The sequence below is a fragment of the Microbacterium sp. genome (genome assembly GCF_052099035.1).
In the GTDB taxonomy this organism is placed as follows: domain Bacteria; phylum Actinomycetota; class Actinomycetes; order Actinomycetales; family Microbacteriaceae; genus Microbacterium.
Genome location: NZ_JBQDSX010000040.1, coordinates 6,025 through 27,622, shown reverse-complemented (window position 1 = coordinate 27,622; position 21,598 = coordinate 6,025). Strand labels below are relative to the sequence as shown.

The window sequence follows — 21,598 nt, the reverse complement described above, 5'->3', positions numbered from 1 at the left end:
GTCAGCTATTTCACTATTACCAGCATCGATCATGCTTGTCGCAGCTCTCAGCGGGTCAAGTTTGTCCGTGATTGCGATCAAAAGGGTGTAGTCGCAGGCGTTCGAATCGCGATGGATGCCAAGATAGTCCCCGCTCCCGTAGAACATGTATGAAGTGCGGGACGGTTCGAGGTCATTTAGCCCAGTCTCTTCGCGCATCTGGGTCAGTAAGTCCGGATCGCGGTGCAAGCGCTCAAGGACTGGTCCGCGTTGCGCGTATCGGCAGCGGAGGGGTGTTCCGAAGCTCCCATCAGGCCTTGCGCCTACATAGACCTCAACACTGTCTGGCATAGACGCGCGCGCCGCGTGGACGGCTTCTCGTCGAAGGTCAAAGACGTCGTCGTCTCTGAGGGGATCCATCAGGAACACGCCGTCGTGTTCCACGTTCACCGAAGTCATGAGAATTCACCTACTCGTTGGCAATGGCTGCGAGCCATAGGTCGGCGTTTTGGCTTTTTAGCTGAATGTGCGGGGGCGTCTAATGACGCCCCCGCACATATTCAGACCTGGGCGAGATCGACTTCAAGCTCGGTAACCGAGGTGTCGTCGCTTACGTTCGACTGAGTCTTGTCCTCGACTCCGAAGACTGCGACTCCGTCGAATTCGGGGAGGAGTGTGTGGGGAGGGCATCGCCCGGCAAACACTTCCAAATTCGTCTTTTCGTCCATTCTGTAATCACCCCCTTCTGACTACTCGCTGAACAGTCGACCTCGGGGCGTGATTGCTCGCCGTATGAGGGGCTTGATCGTCGGTGATCAAGTTAGCCTGTTCCCTTGTAACGTAACAGATAGCCTCGTGGTCGCAATTCTCTAATTGCCAGGCCTCTGGCCTTGACAAGCGCCAAACTTGTGCTATGGACCGGTGTAATTAACGCTATTCACTTCACGGCAACTATCGACCGGGCGCATGAATGCGTCGAAGGCGCGCGGAATATGGCCGACACTAGACGGTGCTGGCCCGGCCGGTGCGTCGCCCTGGGGCGGCTCGACGGTTGTGTGCTGAGGCGCGCGCAGGCTTGGTATCTAGCCTGATGTAGGGTCTATCGTTAATCACGTGCAAGTCGGACAGGACTAAATCTACCGCGTCAGGGACACTGACGATTCGCGTCGGGTCAGGCTTCTCGAGATCTTGGATCAAAAGCGACCTGTCCGCTTCCGGGTGGAGTTCCCCGATGCAACTGCGTGCGAAGAGACGGAACTGCGCGTCCCAGGTTTCCGTCTGCGTGGACCTTGGTCATCGGTGGCCGAGTACGACGAACTCATGGCCAACTGGGACCGGCTCCGAGATTTCGAGCTGACGGAGGTCGAGGATTCCGCGTGCTACATGGTCTTCGACGAACTGATCACCGGCGACGTCGCCGGCATCGAAACGAAGCCCGTCAAGTGGACCACGCTCATTCGTGATCGGGCGGCGTTCGAGGAGATCATCGGTGCGAGCGCGCTTGAAGCGATCACGCAGGATCTGCCCTCGTTCGAGACCGATGAGGGCCTTTACTTATCTCCGAAAGGCACACTGGCAGTCGCAGAAACCGTAGCATCCAAGCACCCCGAGCCCTTTCTGGAGTGGGTCGACCTCGACGAGCGAGAGTGCAAGACGCGGAGCAAGTACGGTCGCGAGTTTCGTGACTCCACCATCAATGAGAGACGCGGCACCTCCCCAGAATGGGAGTTCGAGCAGTACCAGCAGCGCGATCGCCCGCTCCACGAGTTGCTGCGGGCGTGGTGTGGTCACCGTGGGGTGACCCTCTACGAGCGATTGGCGGCCGCCGAATCTGAGGTGCTCCGGCTGACCGAAGTCACCACGCAGGTCATCGACCAGTTGCGGCGCCTCGAGCACTCACAAGCTGCGTGGCTCCTCGAGCGCGAACTCGAGGAGGGGCTTATCACACCGTGGAACTACCGTACTGTCGTCGATCGTCCGCTACGTCCTGACGAGATCCCGGTTCAGAACGTGAACCGGCCGAGACGGTGGGGCTGATTCACCATCGTGGCTTGGCATGTGCTCCTGCAACTGGCTGCAACTCGGCTCCGGAACGTGAGGCGCCCGCGCACCGTGGGGGACTGGATCAATTCGATCAGCCTCCTGCTCGATTTCACTCGCCCAAGCCAGCGCTGACTCATTCCGCCCTTGACCTGCCTCAATGCTTGGGCGGATCGCGCTCGCGTACGCGCGCAGCCGCCTCGCTTCCTGCCACTCTTCGGCCTGCTCGTGCATCGCTTCGGTTAGGGACTCTGCTCGGAATGAAGCGCGAGCCAACGCCTCGTCATGGCGTCGCTGCCTTTCCTTTTCGTCATGGATGCGGTCGGCTTCTTCCTGAGCCTCAGTGAGTTGGATGCAGCGGAGTTTCATCTCCTCGAGGACCTGCGCAAGATGGTCTTCTAGTCGCAGGCCTTCCTTCTCGGGAGCAGTGTCCGACCAGGACGACGCCCAAAACTGCTCTCCCTGCCCCTCGAGATTGAGCGTCAGGTTCTCGCTCGGCACCTCGTCGAAGTCTGGAAACAAGTAGCGACGCTTCGCTCGGGCGGTCTCCCGCTCGCTGGGCTCGTGGGGGAGCCTGTCGATCGGCTGCCGAAACCAGAGCTGGAACCGATGGGCTCCACTAACGAACTCGACTTCATCGCGTCGAACGTCACCACTCCAGTGCAGCTTCTTGCCGATGATCGCCCTGACTGAAAAGCCTTCTGTCCTGGCCGCGTCGACGAGTGCTTGCATGAGGCGCAGCGCTCGCTCGCGTGCATTGCCCTCAACTGTGAACGTGTCGCTTACCGAGAGCGCCTGCGTGACATCGTTCGGGTCTGTGAGTCGCGCGGGGACTGGAATCGGCTCAAGCACGCGCGTCTGCCATTCGGGCAGAGGCCCGAGTCGAACCGCTAAGCGGACGGTCCTACCCTCCTCGCGTCGGGAGAATGTTGTCTCCCACTCGTCGGGGATCCGCCCACGTCGCTTCGCGAGGCCTGCCAGCTGCCTAAAACGGGACTGCTCTTCCGAGTCCACCACGAGGGTGCCGTCCGGGGCTTCGCAGAGGTCGGACATGAACTTATCCAGGGGACGCGGCGGTCTGCTCATGGTCCCTACTTTCGCATTGCCTGGCCCACGTTCGAGCGAGGGCAGAATGGAGTCATGCTGACAATGCTGTCCAAGGACCGAACGGCGCTGCTTGGCTCGCTATTGCAGGTCCAGCGGGCCGCGCAGACGCTCATACTCGCCTCCACCGATGAGCAGCAACGCGCTGCGGCCTGGAGCACACCCGGTGTAGATCCAAGTCATGAGCCGCGCATCGGGTGGAATGCGAATCCACCGTCGGAGAGCGCTCGAGTCGCCATCCGACGCGGGGCTCAAGTCTCGCTTGAGCACCTGGAGGCGTTGTTCGTGCTCGCCAGGCACAAGTCGGGCTTCTCTGTTGCATTGGCTGCGGTCACTCGCGCCGCACTCGAGGCGTTTGGGCGTGTGCTCTGGCTCGTCGAAGCGGACAGCACCGAGGAGGTGCTGCGGCGGCTAGCCTCCCTTGAGTTCTACGATCTGAAGTTCCCGGTACGGAACGGGAAGACGGTGACTCGGTTCAGCCGCGTGCATCGTTCCGAGGGTACTGCCGAGGATTACAAGCAATCCATCGGTGCTTGGGCAGAGCAAAGAGGTGTCAAGCTAGAGGAACTCGGGCCTGGTGTCGCGGCGAAGCTCGTCTTGTCCAGATCGCATTCGAAATCTCAGTCCGGGATCATCTACTCGGATCTGTCGGCGGTCGCCCATGGGCAGGGTGGGGCAACCGCAAACTTCTACGACTACAAGACGAGGACGCTACGCCTCGATGAGCAGCAACTTATTGAGTACAGCTTCTATCTCATCGAAGCGGCGCGCGTCGTGACCGATGCGATCGCGGAGCGGTTCCGCGCGGACCCCGTCGACACCGAAACCTGGGCTGCCGTGAACCGGCTGGCTGACGGACATCTGGACTTCATCCGTCCTCCCGGCAAAACGCAAGCCGGCTAAGCCCCGCGAGCAGCCCGTCGGTCACGCAGTACCTCGACGATCGAGTCTTTGAACCGTGTATTCGTTCGAAGCCTGACACCACACGCATCTCTTCCGCGAACTTCGCAACTGACTCGAAGTGGCTGGGCCAACCCCTGGCAGCGAAGTGCGCGCGCCCAGGCCTGCTCATCCAAGGTGATGTTCTGCGGTTGCGGAGTCCTGCGGGAGCTGTACGACGGTGTTTTTGCCTTGTCCGTTGGCCAGTGAATCTACTCCTCACCCACCATCATCTCAGTGGCCAGAACTAGGAGCGGATCGGGAGCATCGTTGCTCGTGCACGCATGAAGAATCGGTAGCTGGTAGACACCCATGGGCTCCGCTTCTGCGAGACTTCACTCATGGGACTTGAGGCACTGATCGGTTTGGTTGGCATCATCGTCGCGTCGGTGATTTCGGTCTGGACGTACCGAAAGATGAACCCGAAGCGGCAACTCCGCTATCGAGCGGATGTGACGCCGTTACTGACCGCTCATGGCGGCGCCCATGGCCGACTGACGGTTGCGCTAGACGGCCGTCCTGTTACAAATCCCCAAGTCGTTGAGCTCAGTCTCTGGTCGAGCGGCCGCGCGGACATCGGATCTCAGCTCTTTGACGCTGGAAAACCCCTCACATTCGACCTTGGAGCCCTGATTCTCGATTCAAGCCCTGCGTCTGACCTCGAGTCTGCGCGGCTCGTCGTTGGACTGCCGAACACGATCCGCCTTTACCCGGCGCTCCTGCACCGAAAGTTCCAGTCGAGCATTCGCGTCGTCGTAGACGGGACGCCAAACGTGACCGTCAACCGAGTCCTCCCGGATATCGACGTCATACAGCACGGCGCAAGCGAGACAGAGCGGGCCATCAGCACATCTCGTAAGCGCTTTCGCCTCACCCCGCTAGTTGCCTGGACGGGGCTCCTTATCCTCGGAGTAGTCGTCATGGCGGTGGGCGTTGTCCTCACTGCGGTGGACTACGGTGCCTCGCTGCCATGGGGAGTCACCGGCATGCTGATCATCATGGTGGCGCTAGTGGCGATACTGGTCATTGCCATCTATCGCGGCATCCGGTGGCTCAAGAGGGTCATCGAGGCTCGATCTGGTCTCCGCTGACACCTAGCTTGCCCCGAGGTTGGGATTCACGGTCCGAAGCGCTCGAGAAAACGCGCAGCCAGGTCACCCCAAGCGTCAGGCGAAAAACGTCCGCCAATGCGCTGAGCTGCCCACTCCGCATCGATCGGTTCGGCTGCCCACTGAGACCGCCGCCGGATCACGAGCTCCGTACCTGATGTATCCCAGTAGAGGTTCAAGGTGTGCTTGCTCTGGTCGGCGTGGGTGATCACCCAGAAGGGATCGGAGCCGTTGCGCAGGTCAGTGCTGACCTGGGGGAACGCACCCTTGTGCTGCCAATCGTGCCAGGCTTCGGGGAAAGCGATGTCGATGGCGACTTTGTTCCATGGCAGCTGTTGTGTACCCGACATGATGAGGCCCAAAGCAAACCCCTCCGACACCGCTTTGCGCTGCTGAGGACTTGTGATTGTCATGTGCGCCAGCATATCCACCATTGAGTCGTGAAGTCGATGACAGGATGCGCGTGCTCAGGGTCGCTCCCCACGTTCCATGCGTTCATAGAGACTGGAACTAAGCATTCGGGAGTTGTCAGTGTAGGTACGGTTGTGCTTCGGAAGTGTTCATAGCCTTATCGTTCGTGACACCGCCGTAGGTACTTCAAGAGTCCCTGAGCCGATGATGGCAGTCATTCAGATGTCTGATAAACGCTAAGACTTGTCCGATCCACGCGTGTCGGGTGTGCCAATTGTGCAGTACCAACCACATTAACTCGGGTAGGCAGTAACGGTCCGAGTTATGTCGCGCGTCAGGCTGCGCCCGTAGATGGTGATCTCACGGCCCTCATCCGAGACGAACGGGATGCGAATGATGGCAGGCTGACCGGGTAACCACTCGCTGATTGTTGTCGGGAAGTTGGTGCCGACTTTCGCGAGTATCGAATCATCGCCGATGACCGTCACATTCCGAGGCCCTGCTCGTCCGACCGTGAACCAGACGCTCGTCAGCGGTGCACCATCCAACTGCAGGATGACCTTCGCGTCACTGGAACCTTCCTCGGTAGCGACGTGCGTAATTGTGACATCCCAGGTTGACGAGTCGTCGACCGTGCGGAGCGCAACTGCTCGCGGAAGTGCTGCTCGCGCACCACCCTGAAACGCCTGTATCCGATTCGTGGATTTGCGTTGTGCTGCGGGGTCCGCATACGCGTAGCTGGGTGCTGAGTCTCCGTATGTGTGAAGTAGCCACCCTCGGAATGCCCGTTCGTCGGGGTACGGCCATGTCGGGTCGATGATACCGAGGGTTCTTTCGTCGTCTCGGTTCAACCAGTCACGGATCATTGAGTTGACGTGCATGTCAGCGAAGCCGTATCCGGCGACGATCAAGTGGTCTGCACGCTCGAGCGCGTCTTGGGCGGCGCGAAGAAGATCGAGTGTCGGTCCGTTGGTAGCGAGTTTCTCTCTGTCGCCGACGACTAACCAGGGTCTCGTAGAGATCCCGTCGTGCACGGACAGCCTTGGTGCGGCGAACGCGGAGCCGCAGTCTGCCTCTAGTTGCCAATCTAGTGAGCCATGGACTTTGTGGAGCCTCAGCACACCCTCGTACGTCGGGAACGCTATTGGGGACTCTGGCCAAGTCTGAACGCCGCGCTTTGCGTGAACACCACGCTCCGAAGCTGCCTGCTCGACCGCCAAGTCGTAGTTCAGCGTGATCACGTCGAGTCCGTCGTGCTGCGACTCAGCTAGGTCGATGAGCGGGTGCAGATAGTCGACTGATCCTTAGACTCGCAGGACCTCACCCAACAGTGAGAGGATTCGCCTATCAGCCTCTTGATAGTCCTCACGCCGGACGGGCGTCTTCGCACGCTCCGCGATCTCAGCCAAGTAGTATCCGGTGTTGACGGCCGCCTGCCTTGCGTTGGAGGCATGTCCCTGCCCACCACCGAGCGCCTGGCCGATGCTCTCGACTACCCGACGGGCTGTGTGCTCATCCGCGTGGACGCGTCCTGCCGGTAGCACCGGGTCTTTCCAGGTTCCTACGAAGGGGGCCGCTTCATGGTCCTCGCGATCGGAGAGCAGACGCAGGGCCGAGATGAGCCGCTCGACATTTACGCCCTGCAGCGGGTTGCCGCCATCCCTAGCTTGATAGCTCGCAATGGATGCGTAGGTGAAGTTGAGTGCGCTGAGCCAGCCTGGCCTTCGTGGAGAGCTCGTCTCCATTTCGTTGAGTCCACGAACTAGTTCAGAGGCCAGCTGGTCAGTGAGAGGCAAGCCTACATCTTTCGATGCACCTGCGCCAAGCAAGTCAGCTGTGCGCCGCAGGTCTTCTGTCGTCATAAGGCGATTCTCGCGGAGAAGAGATCAATCTTCCCCGAGGCGCGGTGCCGTGTCGGCGAACGTGAAGAGATGAACGGTGCACCTCGAGCTGCTCTGAGAGTATTGAGCGGCGGTCGATGTGGTGGATGCTAGGGGCTGACAAACAGAGTCTGCGCGTCTAGGACGAGCCCGGTACGTCACTCGAGAAGCCTGGAGGCCTGGTCCCTGCCCCTTGATCCCGACTCTTCATCAGCACGGCCGCCCAACCGCGGTTGAACTGTCTTTAGATGCCCTAGGGTGCAAACGGATTGACCAAGCCGGATGGATTTCAGCGTTGGTCGGGGTGACCCAGTTCTAGGCGGGTTGCCACTCCGACCAAGATAATTATGGTTATCGATTTTCATCGAGTACTTATAGAGGTAAAAGACGTCCTTTGGGCGTCTTTTTCGTTGCATCGGTACATGTGAAGAGAGTTCCCGTATTAGAAACGTGTGGGTTCACCTCTGTCGGCGCTCGCCCGGCGGACCTGCTCGGTACATCAGTAGCGGGCGACACCCACCTCTGTAGATATGTACCGACGGTGCTCGTATTTAGTAGAAAGCTCTAAGTCGTTCCATAGCTTATCCGACGCACTCGACAGCATCGATGCCAAACCAGTCTTTAGCGCGAGCGAGAGTCCCTGCCGCAGGCTTGTGGACGTAAACGATTAAGTTTTCTTTCGCGCGACTGCACGTCACATATAACATCATGCGGGAACGATCGAGAACTGATGTCCGCCCTTGCGGGTCAGCAAGTAGTTTCTCGAAGTTGTAGTTGTTCCACCCTCCGTTATCAAGGGAGATGAAGATGTTATCCCACTCGGAGCCTTTAACACTATGCTGAGTTGAGTACGGAGAGTGGTCTTCGACATATTCGTAGAGATTTACGACCTCAGCGAACGGAACGGCTCCTACGCGATTGTAGCGATAAGGGTGTTTTGCTTGGAAGCGAAGCACGGCATCTTTCCTGCGCAGGAGACCGGAGTCCTCCGCAAAGGTTATCACCTCCGAAACAGAGGAAGTGTCCATGGCATCGAGTGCCTCAAGGCTATTGGCAACCTCTTGTCGTCCGTCGATACTGGTGATCTCTTCATCCATGGCCCTAATCACCGCGCTGAACTTACCTCGTCTAAACTGTCGCCGAATCTCCTGGATCGCTATAAGATGATTGATGAGAGGATCGCGCTTCTCTCCTCGATCTCGATCGTCCAATTCCGAAACCTTTTTTGTTCCGAGGAGTCGGTCCGAGCTGGTAGATGTTGTCACGATATCTTCGAATGAGTATGTGGAAGCCACTGCCAGCAGCTCCGGCTCTTGCTCGAAGGCTTTTCGCTGCGTTGGTGTAGGTGGAAAAGAGTCGCCATGAGACTCGCGAACTTGACCTAAAGAAATGCCGGCGTCTACCAATATGTTCTTTTTCGCCAGACCTTCCCTAAGGCGTTTCGCGTACTCTACGACACGGTCCTTGTCGTAGATCGCCATGAGTGACGGGAATTGCTTCTCTCGTGCGATCATAGACTTACCGAGATAGAGCAACTTCGTGCTGTCAGATTCGAATCGCCAACCCTTACAATAATCAAGATCTCTCAATGAATCTGTGGTCAACTCTTCCTGCCGAGTGTACAGAAAGCGCGCGCTGCCAATTTTGCCGAAGTTTGGAGCGCTTTCGTCGGTCGACTCGACCTGCGTAAGATCATCTGATCGAAGATGATTGATGATTCGTAAAACAGAAGATGGGTTACGACGGTTCTGGATCTTGGTGATCGCGTGGAGTCGGCCAGAGTTCATTGCTGAGGCAACCACATCAACCCCCTTCTCGCCTTCATAGATCGCTTGTTCGCTGTCGCCGAAGAGCCCGATCCTGAGGCTCCGGTCGTTGGGATCGGGAAGAAGCTCTAGAAGTATCACCAAGACGTCGACGGGTGTGTCCTGGTATTCGTCGATGAGTAGTAGATCGTAGCGATCGATTAATATCTTCGCTAATGACGGGTGAGCTGAAAAGAGGTGCTTCGCGACCTTGAGCAGCTCATCGTGCGAAATTTCTCCTGACTCGATACTCAACCACTCCTTGTAGGTGATTGCTTCTGTCCAGATGTCCGGTTCTATAGGAAGTACAAAGCTGGACTTGATCGTTCCGTCGTTCACAAGGGCTGCCAGTGACTCACGAACATTCTTCTGGAAGCGCCCGATCAACGACCACACAAACTCATGTATCGTGGACACCTGGAGGTTCGTAGTAGGGAATCTACTTCGTATCTCGTTAACCGCAACGTTCGTGAAAGTGACACAGGCCACCTTTGCTGCTGGGTCTGACGCATATATCTGCTCCAGGAAGCTGAGCATCGAGTGAGTTTTCCCGCTCCCAGCCCCGCCTTTCATTAGAAAATCTCGGTTCGAACGAACACATGCTTCGGCTTCGATGACTTCAGGCTCAAGTTCCTTCATTATGCGTCTCGCAGTTCGCGAAGTCCCTCGGCTATATAGCCAGGGATTTCCCAAGAAGTTTCTGAGTCAGTTTCTGAGTAGATGACATCCAGCGCAAAATGAGTTTTCTTGATAACACACTTTTCGGCCAGCACGTATGGGGGGTATTGTGCGTCCTCGAAGTACTCAATATGCTTCAGGCCTCTAAAGGTTGCTTTATTAGCCTTTATGTAGTCGCGATTCAGGTGGATGAACGCATCCTCGTAACTACGCGCTTCGTAACCCTTCTCTGCAGTCTGGTATGCAATAAATAGGGACGGATCGTCGTCAGCAACAACCCAGATATCGTTTTCCTTAGTGAGCTGCTTGGACTTGACTGGACGCTCGCGAAGCGCCTTGAGATCGCCTTTGTCTTTGAGGCCCGACTGGTTGAGGCGCAAGAAATGCTTCAGGGCACCGTTCGTCGTGTGGGTACCCTCTGACACAGGAGATGCATGAAGTTTCCTCTTTCCGTCCTTATCTTCAAGAACCTTTGCGCTGTCAATGTCCGTAATAATCAAGGTCTTGAGCCCCGTGAACTCAATAAAATGATCGAAAATTTGCGAATGAGCCCCGACTTCAACCACGGATATGTTCTGCGATCCAAGCGGTGATTCGTGGGTAGAATCTGATTCGTCGATCTTGCGCATCATCGCTCGCATAAGAATTCTCTCAGTATCGCCCTCGATCAAGATAGCCTTGTCCGCAAAGAAGAGTTCAGCCCTGGTTAGAGTTAAATACTGTGTAAGAAACTGATACTGCTTCTTATCAGTGCCATACTTCTGCTCTAGGTCCGTCATGTTACGCGCCTCAACACGATCCTCGATGCGTCGAAAATACTTGATATCAGCGAAATCGCTTTCGGCCGTTATGTGCGAAGAGTGTGTCGTAATGATTGTCTGGAGCTGCATGTCGCTTGTCTCGCAGTGCTCCTTGAGCAGCTCTTTGATCTTCTTAATAAAGATGTATTGGAGCTGCGGATGGGTGTGAGCTTCTGGCTCTTCGATCACTAGTAGGTTCACGTCGGAGGTATTGGAGTTGTCTGCACCCTTAATGCGCAGGAGACGGATCTCAATTTCCATGATGATGGCAATCAGGTTCAAGTAACCCAGTCCGTTGTGGTCCTCTGGTAAGAGAGTATCCGGCTCTCCATACTTGACGGAGGTGCTGTCATTGAGAAGCGTACTTGGCTGAATCGTTGACATAACATGAATATCTCCGCCAAGCCCAGCTACCGCACCAAAACGTTTAACTTTAGCTACGACATCCTGGAATACATCTTTATACGCCTTCGTGAATTCACGGTCTGTCACGGCGGCTTTTGCAGCTAGCTGGATGAAGGGTGCACTTTCCTCGTTACCTCCAGTGTGATCCTGAAAGTATTCGCTTGACAACTGAGATAGTGCACGCGCAGAGCCGCTGCCGCCCTTTCCTGCGTCTCTGTTCTCCACAGATCTCCTGGCACTCACATACTCGAGGTTCAGTACTCGCCTGACCGAAGAGATTTCATCCGTAAGGTCTAGGTCCATGCGCGCGTCTTCGGGGTCAAATGAGACGACTTGTCGTACGAAGTACTTTTTGAGCTTCTTCGACAGAAAACGCTGGACCTCGTCCTGCTTCTGGTCGGATTCCAGGTCAGTGTCCAGTGCCTTTGCCACCGCTGTAAGATTTGCGTGAATGTCAGCATGCAGACGCTCTAGCTGATCCGCCGAGATCGTGCTAGTAAAGCGCAAATTCACCGTGCGTGCATTTGGGGAAAGGTCCACCATTAGCTTCGACAGATTGCGAAGATTGTCATTTTCGTCGTATCTAATCGTAAGTGTAAGCGATATTGTTGGGAGGCTGGCTGGAATCGACAGGTTGACGCTTGCAAGTATTGACAGCAACTCTCGTTGCTTCGCTACCGAGAAATCCTCGAAAGCAAACCGTGGTTGTGAGCCCGAAAGGTAGGCGCTGAGAATGTTCAAGAGAGAGGTCTTGCCGGTGTTGTTTTTGCCGATGACCAACGAGAGGTCATCCCTCAGATCCATTTCGAATCCATTTAGTAGACGATAGCCATCAACGCTAACTTTGGAAATCTTCACGAACCCTCACTCCTGATTGATTACAATACTTCCATTATGACAGTGTAGAGAGATTAGTCAAAGAAGTTGAAGATCGTTTGACAAGACCTCAGTGTCGGCGCATAGCTTAGTCATCCATGCCGCGTCTCACAACCAAAGACTTTCTGGCTCGTCACTACTTCTTGAAGCGGCTCTGGGAAGATGCGAACCTACAGAATCTTTACACCGTGCCGGCGCCTCTTGAGCAGTTGGACCTCCATCAGTACTTCCAGACGATCAACCCTGGGGATGAGCGGGCGGCCCTTGAGACTCGCACCACGGTGAATGCTGGCGACAGGTCCCTGCCGCAGCGCGCTGGGCGTGCCTACTCGATCTTGTTCGAGCGGTTTCAGTACGTGGCGCTGCCGCAGGTCGTTTGCACACCGACCGATGCGCTGCCGATCATGGAGGAGATCGGCGTTGCCTACCGAGCTGTGCTCATGGGCGCCTCTCGACCGACCGGGAACCGAAAGGTTCGACGAGGTGCGCACCAGATCGGGGTCATCATGAAGCCCAGCATCGACTGGTCTGCCTACGCACGAACACTCCTCATGCTTGCACAACGCCTCAACAGAGAGGAGGCAAAAGTCAACGCGTCGAAGCCAGGGACGACTGACACACCTGAACTCAAGCAGTCGAAGTGAGGTACTTGCGGATCGTCTTGTGATTCCGCTCGACCCGGCGGGCGATGGTCTTGAAGCCAAGCCTCTGCGAGTAGAGCTCGCGCCAGTGTGCGATCTCATCGTTCGTCGGCACAGCTACTCGAGAGCGGACGCCTGCCGTGGCGAGGTGCTTCATGATCGTGCCGCGGTTGTGGCCGTACTTCTCGGCCAGGTCGTAGGCAGACATCCCGGCTTCGTAGTCGGCAACGATCAATCTGAGACGATCGCTCGTAATCCGGGCGTATGAGCGATGCGCTCGCTGTGGCCCATCGTCCGTCGTCACTAGGCTGCGAAGCATGAGCGTCCTGCAGGACCCGCCAACCCCGGTCGATCTGTTCTGCATAGCAGGAGAACAGCACGACGGTGAGATGTTGCAAGACGTCGAAATAGCTCGAACTTGCGGTTGCGGGTTCGGGCAATTTTGTTTTTCAGTAGGTCCTTTCGAGGTGCCGTAAGTTGGTAGTCCTTACCCCGGTCGATGGTGAACTCGCAGAGCCGTCAGGCCAGCACGCCCGCCCGTGTCGTGTTCTCCGAGTGTCGTGGCCGACTGCACTTCATCCCGACAGGGGCCGTGGAGCAAGCCAAACCGTGACGCCCCCTAGCTCTTAGGGAACCTCGCGCGCAATGCTTCGATGCCCTGCTGCGCACTTCGCCGCACATCGATTTCGGGGTCCTTCAGGAGCGGCCGCAGGCGATCCAGATCTTCGAGCGCGCCTACAGCTCCCAAGGACCTCGCGGCTGCCGAGCGCACTCGAGCCACGCTGTCGCCGAGCAGTCCGGCGAGTTCGGATGCTGCTGGGAGCTCGCGCGCCGCGACAACCCTTGCGCCCATTTCGCGCACGCGCCAAGCCGGGTTCCCGAGCGTGCCGATTACTGCTGGCGCGGCCGACTCATCCCAGACGTACAGCAACGCTCGGGTGCCCCAGAGCTCGGGCCAATAGAGCACGGGCGCACCATCGAGGATGCCCTGCGCGTGATCGCCGCCGACGAAGAGGAGCAGATCGTCGCCTTCGTCGTACCCCTTGATGAGGTTGAGTGCTCGCTCAACGAACTCGGACTGGCCGTATCGCTCGACGGCAGCCGCCAGCCGCTGCTCGAGCGGCAGGTTTACAGGAACGGGCGCAGGACTTGAAGCGGGGATTTCAGACATCAGCTCACCCTACGCGGACCGGGCTCCGGTCAGGTGCCCGAGAAGCACCTTCCCGCTTCGAACTCAGGACCCGCCCGCCGCATCCACATCCGCCGCCACATTCTTCTGCACCGCGAACTGCGTCCGGTGCAGCTCCTCGTACCGCCCGGCCGCGGCGAGCAACTCCTCGTGCGTGCCGCGCTCCATGATCGAGCCGTCCTCGATCACGAGAATCTGGTCAGCGCTGCGAATCGTGGACAGGCGGTGGGCGATCACCATCGCCGTCCGCCCCTCGAGCGCCTCGCTCAGCGCTGCCTGCACGGCGGCCTCCGACGTCGAGTCCAGTGCCGCAGTCGCCTCGTCGAGGATGACGACGCGCGGCTGGGCGAGCAGGAGCCTCGCGATGGTCATCCGCTGACGCTCGCCGCCGGAAAGTCGGTAGCCGCGCTCACCCACCATGGTGTCCAGCTGATCTGGCAGCGAGCGGATGAGCGGCTCGAGACGGGCGCGGCGCACCGCATCCCACACCTCATCGTCGGTCGCCTCGGGCCGTGCGAGGCGCAGGTTGGACATGATCGTCTCGTGGAACAGATGGCCGTCCTGCGTCACCATGCCCAGCGTGTGTCGCATCGACGCGAAGGTGACGTCGCGTACGTCCGTGCCCGCGAGGCGCACGGCGCCGCTGTCGACGTCGTACAGGCGCGAAAGGAGCTGCGCGATCGTGGACTTGCCGGCACCGGACGTGCCGACGATGGCGACGGTCTGCCCCGGCTCGATCCGGAACGAGACCCCGTGCAGCACCTCCTCGCCGCCGCGCGTATCCAGCGTCGAGACTTCCTCGAGCGAAGCGAGCGACACCTTGTCCGCCGACGGGTAGCCGAAGTGGACGTCGTCGAACTCGACGGAAACCGGACCCTCAGGAACGGTGGCAGCGTCGGGCTTCTCCTGGATGAGCGGCTCGAGATCCAGCACCTCGAAGACACGCTCGAAGCTGACCACGGCGCTCATGATCTCCACCCGCGCGTTCGCGAGGCTCGTGAGCGGCGCGTAGAGGCGGGTGAGGAGCAGCGCGAGCGTGACCACATCACCGGTCTCCAGCTGACCGCCGAGAGCGAGCGCACCGCCGAGCCCGTAGACGAGCGCTAGGGCAAGCGCCGAGACGAGCATCAGCGCGGTGAAGAAGACGAACTGCAGCATCGCGGTGCGCACCCCGATGTCGCGCACACGGGCGGCGCGGACGCGGAACTCCTCGGCTTCCTCGTCCGGCCGACCGAACAGCTTGACGAGGGTGGCACCCGGCGCCGAGAAGCGCTCGGTCATCTGCGTGCTCATGGCCGAGTTGTGGTCGGCGGCCTCGCGACGCAGCGCGGCGAGGCGGCTGCCCATGCGGCGCGCAGGGATGAGGAAGATCGGCAGCATGATCACGGCGAGCACCGTCACGAGCCAGGACGTGCTGAGCATGACGATGAGGGTCAGGATGAGCGCCACGAGGTTCGTGACCACGCCGGACAGCGTGCCGCTGAACGCCTGCTGCGCGCCGATCACATCGTTGTTCAGGCGGCTCACGAGGGCACCCGTCCGCGTGCGGGTGAAGAACGCGATCGGCATCTTCTGCACGTGGTTGAACACGGCGGTACGCAGGTCCAGGATCACGCCTTCGCCGATCCTCGCCGAGTACCAGCGCGTCACCAGTGACACGGCCGCGTCGGCGACGGCCACGAGGGCGATCAGAACGGCGATCCAGACGATCGTGGAAAGCGCCCCCTTGGCCACGATGACGTCGACTACCTGACCGGCGAGCACCGGCGTGGCGACCGCGAGGAACGCTCCCACGATGGAAAGCGCGATGAAGATCACCAGCTTGGATCGGTAGGGCACCGCGAACGTCAGGATCCGACGCACCGACTCACGGGAGATCCCGTTCGTGCCACCCTTGGCGTCCGAGATCTTGTAGAGCGAACTCCAGGCCGCGCCTTCCATGCTCATAGCGGTTCCTTCCGTGGATGCCGCGCTCAGCATAGATCGCGGTGAGCCCCAGTTCCGGGTTGTCCGCCAGGGGCGCAGAAGCTCGTCCGCTGACGTCACCACTGCGCCACGGCACTACTGCGCCACGGCCGCGCTGCGGGCCGCATCTCACTCGAGCTCGGGCGCTAGAGCCGGATTCCGGCGAGCACCACGTCCAGAGCGGGCTGCACGCGATCGCGAGCGGATGCGTCACGGCTGACGACCGCGTAGATGAGGCTTCCCACCAACAGGTCGACGACGGCGTCGGGATGCGTGCCCGCGCGGATCGATCCCGCGTCGATGCCAGCGGCGAGCGACGAACGCATCGCTTCGCGAACGGGGGCGAACAGCTCGGCCATCCTCTCGGTTGCCTGCGCGTCGGTCGTCGCCGCGGCCGTCAGCGCACGCACGAGCGGAGCCGTCGAAGGCGCGGCAAGGCGCTCGTGCGACAGCTCGAGCCACACGCGCAGGTCCACGGCTGGGTCACCCGTCGCCGCGGGCGTCTCGAGCGGAAACGCCACGAGCCCCTCGACGACGCAATCGGCCACCACGGCCGCCTTCGAGCCCCACCAGCGGTACACGGTCTGCCGGCCGACCCCCGCCTGCTTCGCGATCTCCGCCGTCGTCAGCGCGTCGTAGTCGCCCTCGAGCAGCAGGTCTCTGGTCGCCGCGAGGATCGCCTGGCGCGACGCCTCGCTGCGTGGGCGCCCTCGCTGTCCCGTGGCAGATGTCATGCTCCCAGGCTATCCGCGATTTACGGTGCATAATGTCTCGTAAATCATCTGTTGCCGAAGGAGGCACCATGTCGGATGTTCTGGTCATCATCGGCGCCGGGGGAATGGGGGAGACCATCGCGAGGCGGCTGGCCGTCGGTCGCACAACCCTGCTCGCGGACTTCAACACGGACCTGCTCGACCGGCTCTCCGCATCCATGGAGACCGACGGCTTCGCCGTGCGCACCGCGAAGGTCGACGTCTCGTCGCGCGACTCCGTCGAGGCACTCGCAACCGCTGCTGCCGAACTCGGGTCGGTCACGCAGGTCGTGCACACCGCCGGCGTCTCGCCGACCCAGGCGCCGCTCGAGGCGGTGCTCCGCATCGATCTCCGCGGTGCCGCCCTCGTGCTCGAAGCGTTCGGCAAGGTCGTCGCGCCCGGTGGGGCAGGCGTCCTCATCTCGAGCTCGTCGAGCTACCTCACGCCGCCGTTCTCGACCGAGCAGGCGCATGCCATCCGCGAGTCGACCCCCGAGGGTCTGCTCGAGCTGCCCTTCTTCGCGCCAGAAGTGCTCGGCAACGCCGGCGTCGCCTACGGCCTTTCCAAGCAGGCGAACCGCATCCAGGTGCAGCACGCGAGCGGCACCTGGGGTGCCCGCGGCGCTCGCATCAACAGCGTCAGCCCCGGCGTCATCTCGACGGCCATGGGGCGCCGCGAACTCGACAGCCCATCCGGCGCGTTCATGCGCGCGATGGTCGAACACTCCGGCTCCGGCCGCATCGGCACACCGAGCGACATCGCCGACGCCGTGACCTTCCTCGTCGGCCCCCAAGCCACCTACATCACCGGCATCGACCTCCTCGTCGACGGCGGCAACGTCGCCGCCGTGACCTCGGGCCGCGTGCCTCTTCCCGGTCGCTGAAGCACGCGCATCCGACCGCTACCGCCACCGCAAGCCGCATAGAACGAACCCCAGAGACTCAAGAGATAGAGAGCAGCACAGTGGACTCATTCATCGTCACCGGCACCGACAACGCCGAACTCCTGCAGGTCGACCGGCCAGATGCCGGGGATGCGGACGTCATCGTGCGCATCAAGGCGTGCGGCATCTGCGGGTCGGACGTCTTCTACGTGCACAACGGCGGCATCCCGCCCCGCATCGGACAGACGCCGCTCGGGCACGAACCTGCGGGCGAGGTGGTGCAGGTAGGCGCGAACGTCGAGGGCGTGGCCGTCGGAGACCACGTCGTCATCAATCCCATGGCGAACCGTGACGGCATCATCGGCAACGGCGGCGCGCAGGGTGCCCTCGCCGAGGAGATTGTGCTCTTCGACGCTCAGCCTGGCGTGCACTTCCGGGTCATCCCGGCGCACATCCCCTGGGAAGTCGCGGCCCTCAACGAGCCCATGGCCGTCGCCTACCACGGCGTCAACAGGTCGGGCGCTGGCGCAGGCTCCAAGGTCGTCGTCTTCGGGGCGGGGCCAGTCGGCCTCGGCGCGGCGATCGGCTTCAAATCCAAGGGCGTCGAGCACGTGGTTGTGGTCGACGTCGTACCGAACCGCCTCGAGAAGGCCCTGCTCGTGGGGGCCGACGCGGTCATCAACTCGGCGGAGGAGAACGTCATCGAGCGCCTCAAGGAGCTGCACGGTGAGGTGCCTGGATTCATGGGTCGCGGATCCAAGCCCGCCACCGACGTCTACTACGACGCCGCCGGTGTGCCCGTCGTCATCAAGACCGCCCTCGAAGCGGCCAAGAACCGAGCCGTGCTGACGATCGTCGCCGTCCACAAGACTCCCGTCGAGATCGACCTGCAGGAGATCCTGACCACCGAGGTCGATATCCGCCTGTCGATGGGCTACCCGACCGAGATCTTCGAGGTCACCGACTCGATCATCGAGCAGTGGGAGAAGTACCAGCACATCATCAGCGACGTCGTCCCGTTCGCGGAGGCGGACCGCGCGCTCAAGTTGGCCGCGACGCCAGGCGCGACCGACAAAGTCGTCGTGGTCTTCGAGTAGGCAAGCGGATGCTCACCCTCGATCCCAAAGCGGCCCTCGTCGTCGTCGACCTGCAGGCGCTCACGGTCGGCAATGCCGTCGCCGTGCCGCTTGGCCAACTGCGCGAGCGCGTCGCGGAGCTGCTCGCGGGCTTCCGCGAGGCAGGCGGCGTCATCGCGTTCGCGATCTCGACGGGCACCCCGCCAGGGCGCAGCGCGGCCGGAGCGGGCGGGCGGGTCTGGCCAGACGCGTTGCTGGAGCTCGACGAAGGCCTCGCGGTCGGGTCGGACGAGATCCAGGTCTCGCGGGCCGCGCTCAGCGCCTTCGCCGGTACGGACCTCGACGAGCAGCTGCGGGCTGAGGGAGTGACGCAGCTCGTGCTCGCCGGTCTCGCGACGACGTTCGGGATCGAGTCCACCGCTCGGGCCGCCTACGACCTCGGGTACAACGTGACCGTCGTTGCCGACGCGGTCTCCGACCCGCGACCCGCCGCCCACGAGCACTCGCTCGCGAACGTCTTCCCGGCTCTCGCGGAGGTCGCCTCGTCTGCGGAGGTTCTCGACGCGCTTCGAGCAACGTAGTCCTCGGACGCAGGCACCGGCCTCGCCGCAGTCCTCCGCTGGGCTCGCCTTGCACCCCTGGAACGGTCCTCGATGAGGGAGGCGTTCTTGTCTGCCACCATCTCGAAGACCATGCGCGAGACCGGCTCGACGGTCACGAGAGGTGCACCGCGACCGCGCGGACGGGTGAGCCGTCGAGGCCCGCGAAGGGCAGGGGGAGTGCTGACAGCCACGGCCGTCGAGTGGTGTCGACTGCGGCGAGCCCGACGAGATTCTCGATGATGACGCCGCCCTCGCCGAGGAACGCCTCGTGGAACGGCAATCCGGCGGATGCAGCGCTCGCGTCGGTCTGGTCGGGGCTGAGCGTGTCGACCCCGACGGCGCTCACCCCGACCTCGAGCAGGCGCTTCGCGATCGCCGGATCCAAGAACGGATGGTCGAGGTAGTCGGGCTGCCCGAACCGTTCCGACCAATCGGTCCTGAACACGACGATCGCGCCGGCCTCGATCGCATCCAGCTGAGCAGCTACCTCGCCGAGCTCGATCCGCTGCCGCGGCCGCGCGAGCGCGGTCACGTCGACGAGGTGCAGTGGAGCGAAGAGTCGCCCGAGTGCGATGCGCTCGACGGTGTCGCCACCAGCGATCGAGTGCGAGGGCGCATCCAGGTGCGTGCCGGAGTGCGTGCCCAGATGCAGCCGGTGGACGACGACGCCGTCATCGTCAAGCGACGCGGCGGGGGTGACCCGCACCTCGGGGTCACCCGGGTATATCTGCATGCCGGAGACAAGTGGATGCGTGAGATCGGTGATCAGGGGCGTCATGGCGCAAGCCTATGGAGCATTCTGGGCCCTGTGACGAATGTGACGGGAGTGACACCAAGGATTAAGTGCATCCATTAGTCCGGTGGTTAATGGAAATTTCTCACTGCAAACGCTCAGTTTCGATTATTGTGAGCCTGAATCCGCTGAAGCATTCACTCCTTCGGCGCCTCCGCTCTCCCAGGTCACGTGCCCACCGCGCACGTCCGTTGAAAGGCTGACTGCATGCCAAAGCGCGTCCGACGTTCACTCACCGCCGTCATCGGCGGCATCGCAATCGCGGGGCTCTTCGCCGTCGCGAGCCCCGCATTCGCGGCCCCAGCTCCCGCCGAGCCCGCCCCGACCTGCGAGGCCGTACCGCAAGACGTGGCCATCCTCATCGACACGACCGGGTCCATGAGCGGTGCGATCTCCGCTGCCCAGGACACCGCGGTGTCGGCCGCCAACACGATCAGCGCCGCCGGTGGGCGTGTGGCGCTCGTCGAATACAAGGATGCTGGCGACACGATCGTCGCCCAGACGGCCACCGACTTCACGACAGATGCGGCAGCCTTCGCGGCAGCGACAGCCACGCTCTCCGCGAGCGGCGGCGGTGACAGCCCGGAGGCTGTGCTGTACGCGCTCAACCACACACTCAACAACCTCTCCTGGACGCCGAGCGCACCGCACGCGATCATCCTCATCACGGACGAGACGTTCCACGACCCGGATGTCGCTGACCCCACGCTCACGGCAGCGAGCGTCACAGCTGACCTCAACGCCACCAACACGCAGGTCTTCCCGCTGCTCACGAGCTCCTTCGCCGACAGCAGCGGCCAGTACACGGCCCTGGCCGCAGCAACGGGCGGTTTCGTCACGACCCTCGACGGCTCCTCGGAGACCATCGATGAGATCCTCGAGCGCCTCATCGGCGAGGTCGTCTCGCGTCCGTTCGTGCAGTTCACGGCGCCGACCTTCTCCGCCGTCGCTGGTGAGCCGTTTGTGCTCACGACGACAAGCGGAGCCGACTGCGCCCCGCTGGACGTCGCCACCTGGACCTGGACGCTCGACGACGGTGACCCCGAGGTCGCGGCCGGCGCTGCCGACACGGCGACGGCCACGTGGGCCACGCCAGGCACCTACACGGTGACGGTCACGCTCGTCACGGTCGACGGCCAGACAGCGACGGCCACCACCACGGTCACGGTCACGGAGGGCCCACTGCCGACCGAGACCACCTCGCCCACGGCCACCACGACGCCGACCGAGACCACCACGCCGACTGCGACGACCACGGCAACCGCCACGGCAACGCCGAGCGCAACCGTCACGGTCACGCCGACCACGACGGCGCCGGCAAGCACCACGCCGGCCGCCACGCCAACCGCGTCGGCAGCTCCAGGCGGTGGCCTCGCCACGACCGGAGCTGAGAACGTCGGCCTCCTCGCCGGCGGCGCCATCGCGCTGATCCTCGCAGGGCTCGGCACGACGCTCCTGCTCCGCCGCCGCAAGGCATAACGGCTGAGCAGCACCGAGCCTCCCGCTGAGGGAACTCGCCCTAGGCACCGCCACCTCCTGAAGTCTCGGGAGGTGGCGGTGCTCGTTCGCGCAGGCGCTGGGCTCAGCAGGGCCGTCGTCCATGCGCACTTGTACGACCGACTTCCGCGGCCGACTTGCATCGTCCGCCTGCATCGTCCGCCTGCATCGTC

At 61.3% G+C, this 21,598-nt stretch carries 20 protein-coding genes; 8 read left to right on the top strand and 12 right to left on the bottom strand.

Features of this window, described 5'->3' with window-relative positions:
- On the bottom strand, window positions 1–438 hold a 438-nt coding region (locus ACTIAO_RS12295), incomplete at its 3' end, for a hypothetical protein (protein ID WP_441906512.1).
- Between the two features lie 840 nt (window positions 439–1,278).
- On the opposite strand from ACTIAO_RS12295, the gene ACTIAO_RS12290 reads away from it, so the two are divergent.
- Window positions 1,279–2,016, top strand: a complete 738-nt coding sequence (locus ACTIAO_RS12290) for a hypothetical protein (protein WP_441906511.1) — start codon at window positions 1,279–1,281, stop codon at window positions 2,014–2,016.
- Here ACTIAO_RS12290 and ACTIAO_RS12285 read toward each other — a convergent pair.
- Window positions 1,960–3,072: a hypothetical protein gene (locus ACTIAO_RS12285; RefSeq protein WP_441906510.1), complete on the bottom strand. Its 1,113-nt coding sequence runs from the start codon at window positions 3,070–3,072 to the stop codon at window positions 1,960–1,962. The genes ACTIAO_RS12290 and ACTIAO_RS12285 overlap by 57 nt on opposite strands.
- Window positions 3,073–3,159: 87 nt before the next feature.
- Here ACTIAO_RS12285 and ACTIAO_RS12280 point away from each other — a divergent pair, with 87 nt between their 5' ends.
- Window positions 3,160–4,026, top strand: a complete 867-nt coding sequence (locus ACTIAO_RS12280; RefSeq protein WP_441906508.1) for a hypothetical protein — start codon at window positions 3,160–3,162, stop codon at window positions 4,024–4,026.
- A gap of 377 nt (window positions 4,027–4,403) precedes the next feature.
- The gene (locus ACTIAO_RS12275) at window positions 4,404–5,153 is read left to right on the top strand and encodes a hypothetical protein (RefSeq protein WP_441906507.1); all 750 of its coding nucleotides are present in this window, start codon (window positions 4,404–4,406) and stop codon (window positions 5,151–5,153) included.
- A 26-nt stretch (window positions 5,154–5,179) separates the two neighbouring features.
- On the opposite strand, the gene ACTIAO_RS12270 is transcribed toward ACTIAO_RS12275, so the two are convergent.
- From ACTIAO_RS12270 to ACTIAO_RS12250, 5 genes are all read right to left on the bottom strand, one after another.
- Window positions 5,180–5,605, bottom strand: coding sequence for a hypothetical protein (locus ACTIAO_RS12270; RefSeq protein ID WP_441906505.1), 426 nt, complete (start codon window positions 5,603–5,605; stop codon window positions 5,180–5,182).
- Window positions 5,606–5,875: 270 nt separating this feature from the next.
- Window positions 5,876–6,823, bottom strand: a complete 948-nt coding sequence (locus tag ACTIAO_RS12265) for an SIR2 family protein (protein WP_441906504.1) — start codon at window positions 6,821–6,823, stop codon at window positions 5,876–5,878.
- A 63-nt stretch (window positions 6,824–6,886) separates the two neighbouring features.
- The gene (locus tag ACTIAO_RS12260; protein ID WP_441906503.1) at window positions 6,887–7,327 is read right to left on the bottom strand and encodes a hypothetical protein; all 441 of its coding nucleotides are present in this window, start codon (window positions 7,325–7,327) and stop codon (window positions 6,887–6,889) included.
- Between the two features lie 716 nt (window positions 7,328–8,043).
- On the bottom strand, window positions 8,044–9,906 hold the full coding sequence (locus ACTIAO_RS12255; RefSeq protein WP_441906502.1) for a UvrD-helicase domain-containing protein: 1,863 nt from the start codon (window positions 9,904–9,906) through the stop codon (window positions 8,044–8,046).
- Window positions 9,906–12,008, bottom strand: a complete 2,103-nt coding sequence (locus ACTIAO_RS12250; RefSeq protein ID WP_441906500.1) for an ATP-dependent nuclease — start codon at window positions 12,006–12,008, stop codon at window positions 9,906–9,908. The genes ACTIAO_RS12255 and ACTIAO_RS12250 overlap by 1 nt, the downstream gene beginning before the upstream one ends.
- Window positions 12,009–12,124: 116 nt before the next feature.
- Here ACTIAO_RS12250 and ACTIAO_RS12245 point away from each other — a divergent pair, with 116 nt between their 5' ends.
- The gene (locus ACTIAO_RS12245) at window positions 12,125–12,670 is read left to right on the top strand and encodes a hypothetical protein (RefSeq protein ID WP_441906499.1); all 546 of its coding nucleotides are present in this window, start codon (window positions 12,125–12,127) and stop codon (window positions 12,668–12,670) included.
- Here the strand turns inward: ACTIAO_RS12245 and ACTIAO_RS12240 are convergent.
- From ACTIAO_RS12240 to ACTIAO_RS12225, 4 genes are all read right to left on the bottom strand, one after another.
- Window positions 12,654–12,875, bottom strand: a complete 222-nt coding sequence (locus ACTIAO_RS12240) for a hypothetical protein (protein ID WP_441906498.1) — start codon at window positions 12,873–12,875, stop codon at window positions 12,654–12,656. The genes ACTIAO_RS12245 and ACTIAO_RS12240 overlap by 17 nt on opposite strands.
- 411 nt (window positions 12,876–13,286) lie before the next feature.
- Window positions 13,287–13,838, bottom strand: coding sequence for a HEAT repeat domain-containing protein (locus tag ACTIAO_RS12235; RefSeq protein WP_441906497.1), 552 nt, complete (start codon window positions 13,836–13,838; stop codon window positions 13,287–13,289).
- A gap of 63 nt (window positions 13,839–13,901) precedes the next feature.
- Window positions 13,902–15,803 carry an ABC transporter ATP-binding protein gene (locus ACTIAO_RS12230; protein ID WP_441906496.1) on the bottom strand — a complete coding sequence of 634 codons (1,902 nt, stop codon included), beginning with the start codon at window positions 15,801–15,803 and terminating at the stop codon, window positions 13,902–13,904.
- A gap of 164 nt (window positions 15,804–15,967) precedes the next feature.
- Complete coding sequence (locus tag ACTIAO_RS12225; RefSeq protein ID WP_441906495.1) at window positions 15,968–16,555, bottom strand: TetR/AcrR family transcriptional regulator; 588 nt, start codon at window positions 16,553–16,555, stop codon at window positions 15,968–15,970.
- Between the two features lie 68 nt (window positions 16,556–16,623).
- Here ACTIAO_RS12225 and ACTIAO_RS12220 point away from each other — a divergent pair, with 68 nt between their 5' ends.
- The 3 genes from ACTIAO_RS12220 (at window position 16,624) to ACTIAO_RS12210 (ending at window position 19,114) form a co-directional block, all read left to right on the top strand.
- Entirely contained in the window at window positions 16,624–17,457 is an 834-nt protein-coding gene (locus tag ACTIAO_RS12220; RefSeq protein WP_441906494.1) for an SDR family oxidoreductase, read from the top strand.
- An 80-nt stretch (window positions 17,458–17,537) separates the two neighbouring features.
- Window positions 17,538–18,554 carry a zinc-dependent alcohol dehydrogenase gene (locus ACTIAO_RS12215; protein ID WP_441906493.1) on the top strand — a complete coding sequence of 339 codons (1,017 nt, stop codon included), beginning with the start codon at window positions 17,538–17,540 and terminating at the stop codon, window positions 18,552–18,554.
- 8 nt (window positions 18,555–18,562) lie between these two features.
- Window positions 18,563–19,114, top strand: a complete 552-nt coding sequence (locus ACTIAO_RS12210; protein WP_441906492.1) for a cysteine hydrolase family protein — start codon at window positions 18,563–18,565, stop codon at window positions 19,112–19,114.
- 133 nt (window positions 19,115–19,247) lie between these two features.
- On the opposite strand, the gene ACTIAO_RS12205 is transcribed toward ACTIAO_RS12210, so the two are convergent.
- Window positions 19,248–19,913 (bottom strand): cyclase family protein, encoded by a 666-nt coding sequence (locus ACTIAO_RS12205; protein ID WP_441906491.1) that lies wholly within the window; start codon window positions 19,911–19,913, stop codon window positions 19,248–19,250.
- A 222-nt stretch (window positions 19,914–20,135) separates the two neighbouring features.
- On the opposite strand from ACTIAO_RS12205, the gene ACTIAO_RS12200 reads away from it, so the two are divergent.
- Window positions 20,136–21,407 (top strand): vWA domain-containing protein, encoded by a 1,272-nt coding sequence (locus ACTIAO_RS12200; RefSeq protein WP_441906490.1) that lies wholly within the window; start codon window positions 20,136–20,138, stop codon window positions 21,405–21,407.
- Window positions 21,408–21,598 lie beyond the last annotated feature (191 nt).

Coding starts and splice junctions, on each gene's coding strand:
- ACTIAO_RS12260 (WP_441906503.1), bottom strand. CDS start 7,327: ATGGAGACGAGCTCTCCACGAAGGCCAGGCTGGCTCAGCGCACTCAAC.
- ACTIAO_RS12230 (WP_441906496.1), bottom strand. CDS start 15,803: ATGAGCATGGAAGGCGCGGCCTGGAGTTCGCTCTACAAGATCTCGGAC.
- ACTIAO_RS12210 (WP_441906492.1), top strand. CDS start 18,563: ATGCTCACCCTCGATCCCAAAGCGGCCCTCGTCGTCGTCGACCTGCAG.
- ACTIAO_RS12225 (WP_441906495.1), bottom strand. CDS start 16,555: ATGACATCTGCCACGGGACAGCGAGGGCGCCCACGCAGCGAGGCGTCG.
- ACTIAO_RS12235 (WP_441906497.1), bottom strand. CDS start 13,838: ATGTCTGAAATCCCCGCTTCAAGTCCTGCGCCCGTTCCTGTAAACCTG.
- ACTIAO_RS12245 (WP_441906499.1), top strand. CDS start 12,125: ATGCCGCGTCTCACAACCAAAGACTTTCTGGCTCGTCACTACTTCTTG.
- ACTIAO_RS12275 (WP_441906507.1), top strand. CDS start 4,404: ATGGGACTTGAGGCACTGATCGGTTTGGTTGGCATCATCGTCGCGTCG.
- ACTIAO_RS12285 (WP_441906510.1), bottom strand. CDS start 3,072: ATGTCCGACCTCTGCGAAGCCCCGGACGGCACCCTCGTGGTGGACTCG.
- ACTIAO_RS12200 (WP_441906490.1), top strand. CDS start 20,136: ATGCCAAAGCGCGTCCGACGTTCACTCACCGCCGTCATCGGCGGCATC.
- ACTIAO_RS12205 (WP_441906491.1), bottom strand. CDS start 19,913: ATGACGCCCCTGATCACCGATCTCACGCATCCACTTGTCTCCGGCATG.
- ACTIAO_RS12280 (WP_441906508.1), top strand. CDS start 3,160: ATGCTGACAATGCTGTCCAAGGACCGAACGGCGCTGCTTGGCTCGCTA.
- ACTIAO_RS12220 (WP_441906494.1), top strand. CDS start 16,624: ATGTCGGATGTTCTGGTCATCATCGGCGCCGGGGGAATGGGGGAGACC.
- ACTIAO_RS12255 (WP_441906502.1), bottom strand. CDS start 9,906: ATGAAGGAACTTGAGCCTGAAGTCATCGAAGCCGAAGCATGTGTTCGT.
- ACTIAO_RS12270 (WP_441906505.1), bottom strand. CDS start 5,605: ATGGTGGATATGCTGGCGCACATGACAATCACAAGTCCTCAGCAGCGC.
- ACTIAO_RS12240 (WP_441906498.1), bottom strand. CDS start 12,875: ATGTCTGCCTACGACCTGGCCGAGAAGTACGGCCACAACCGCGGCACG.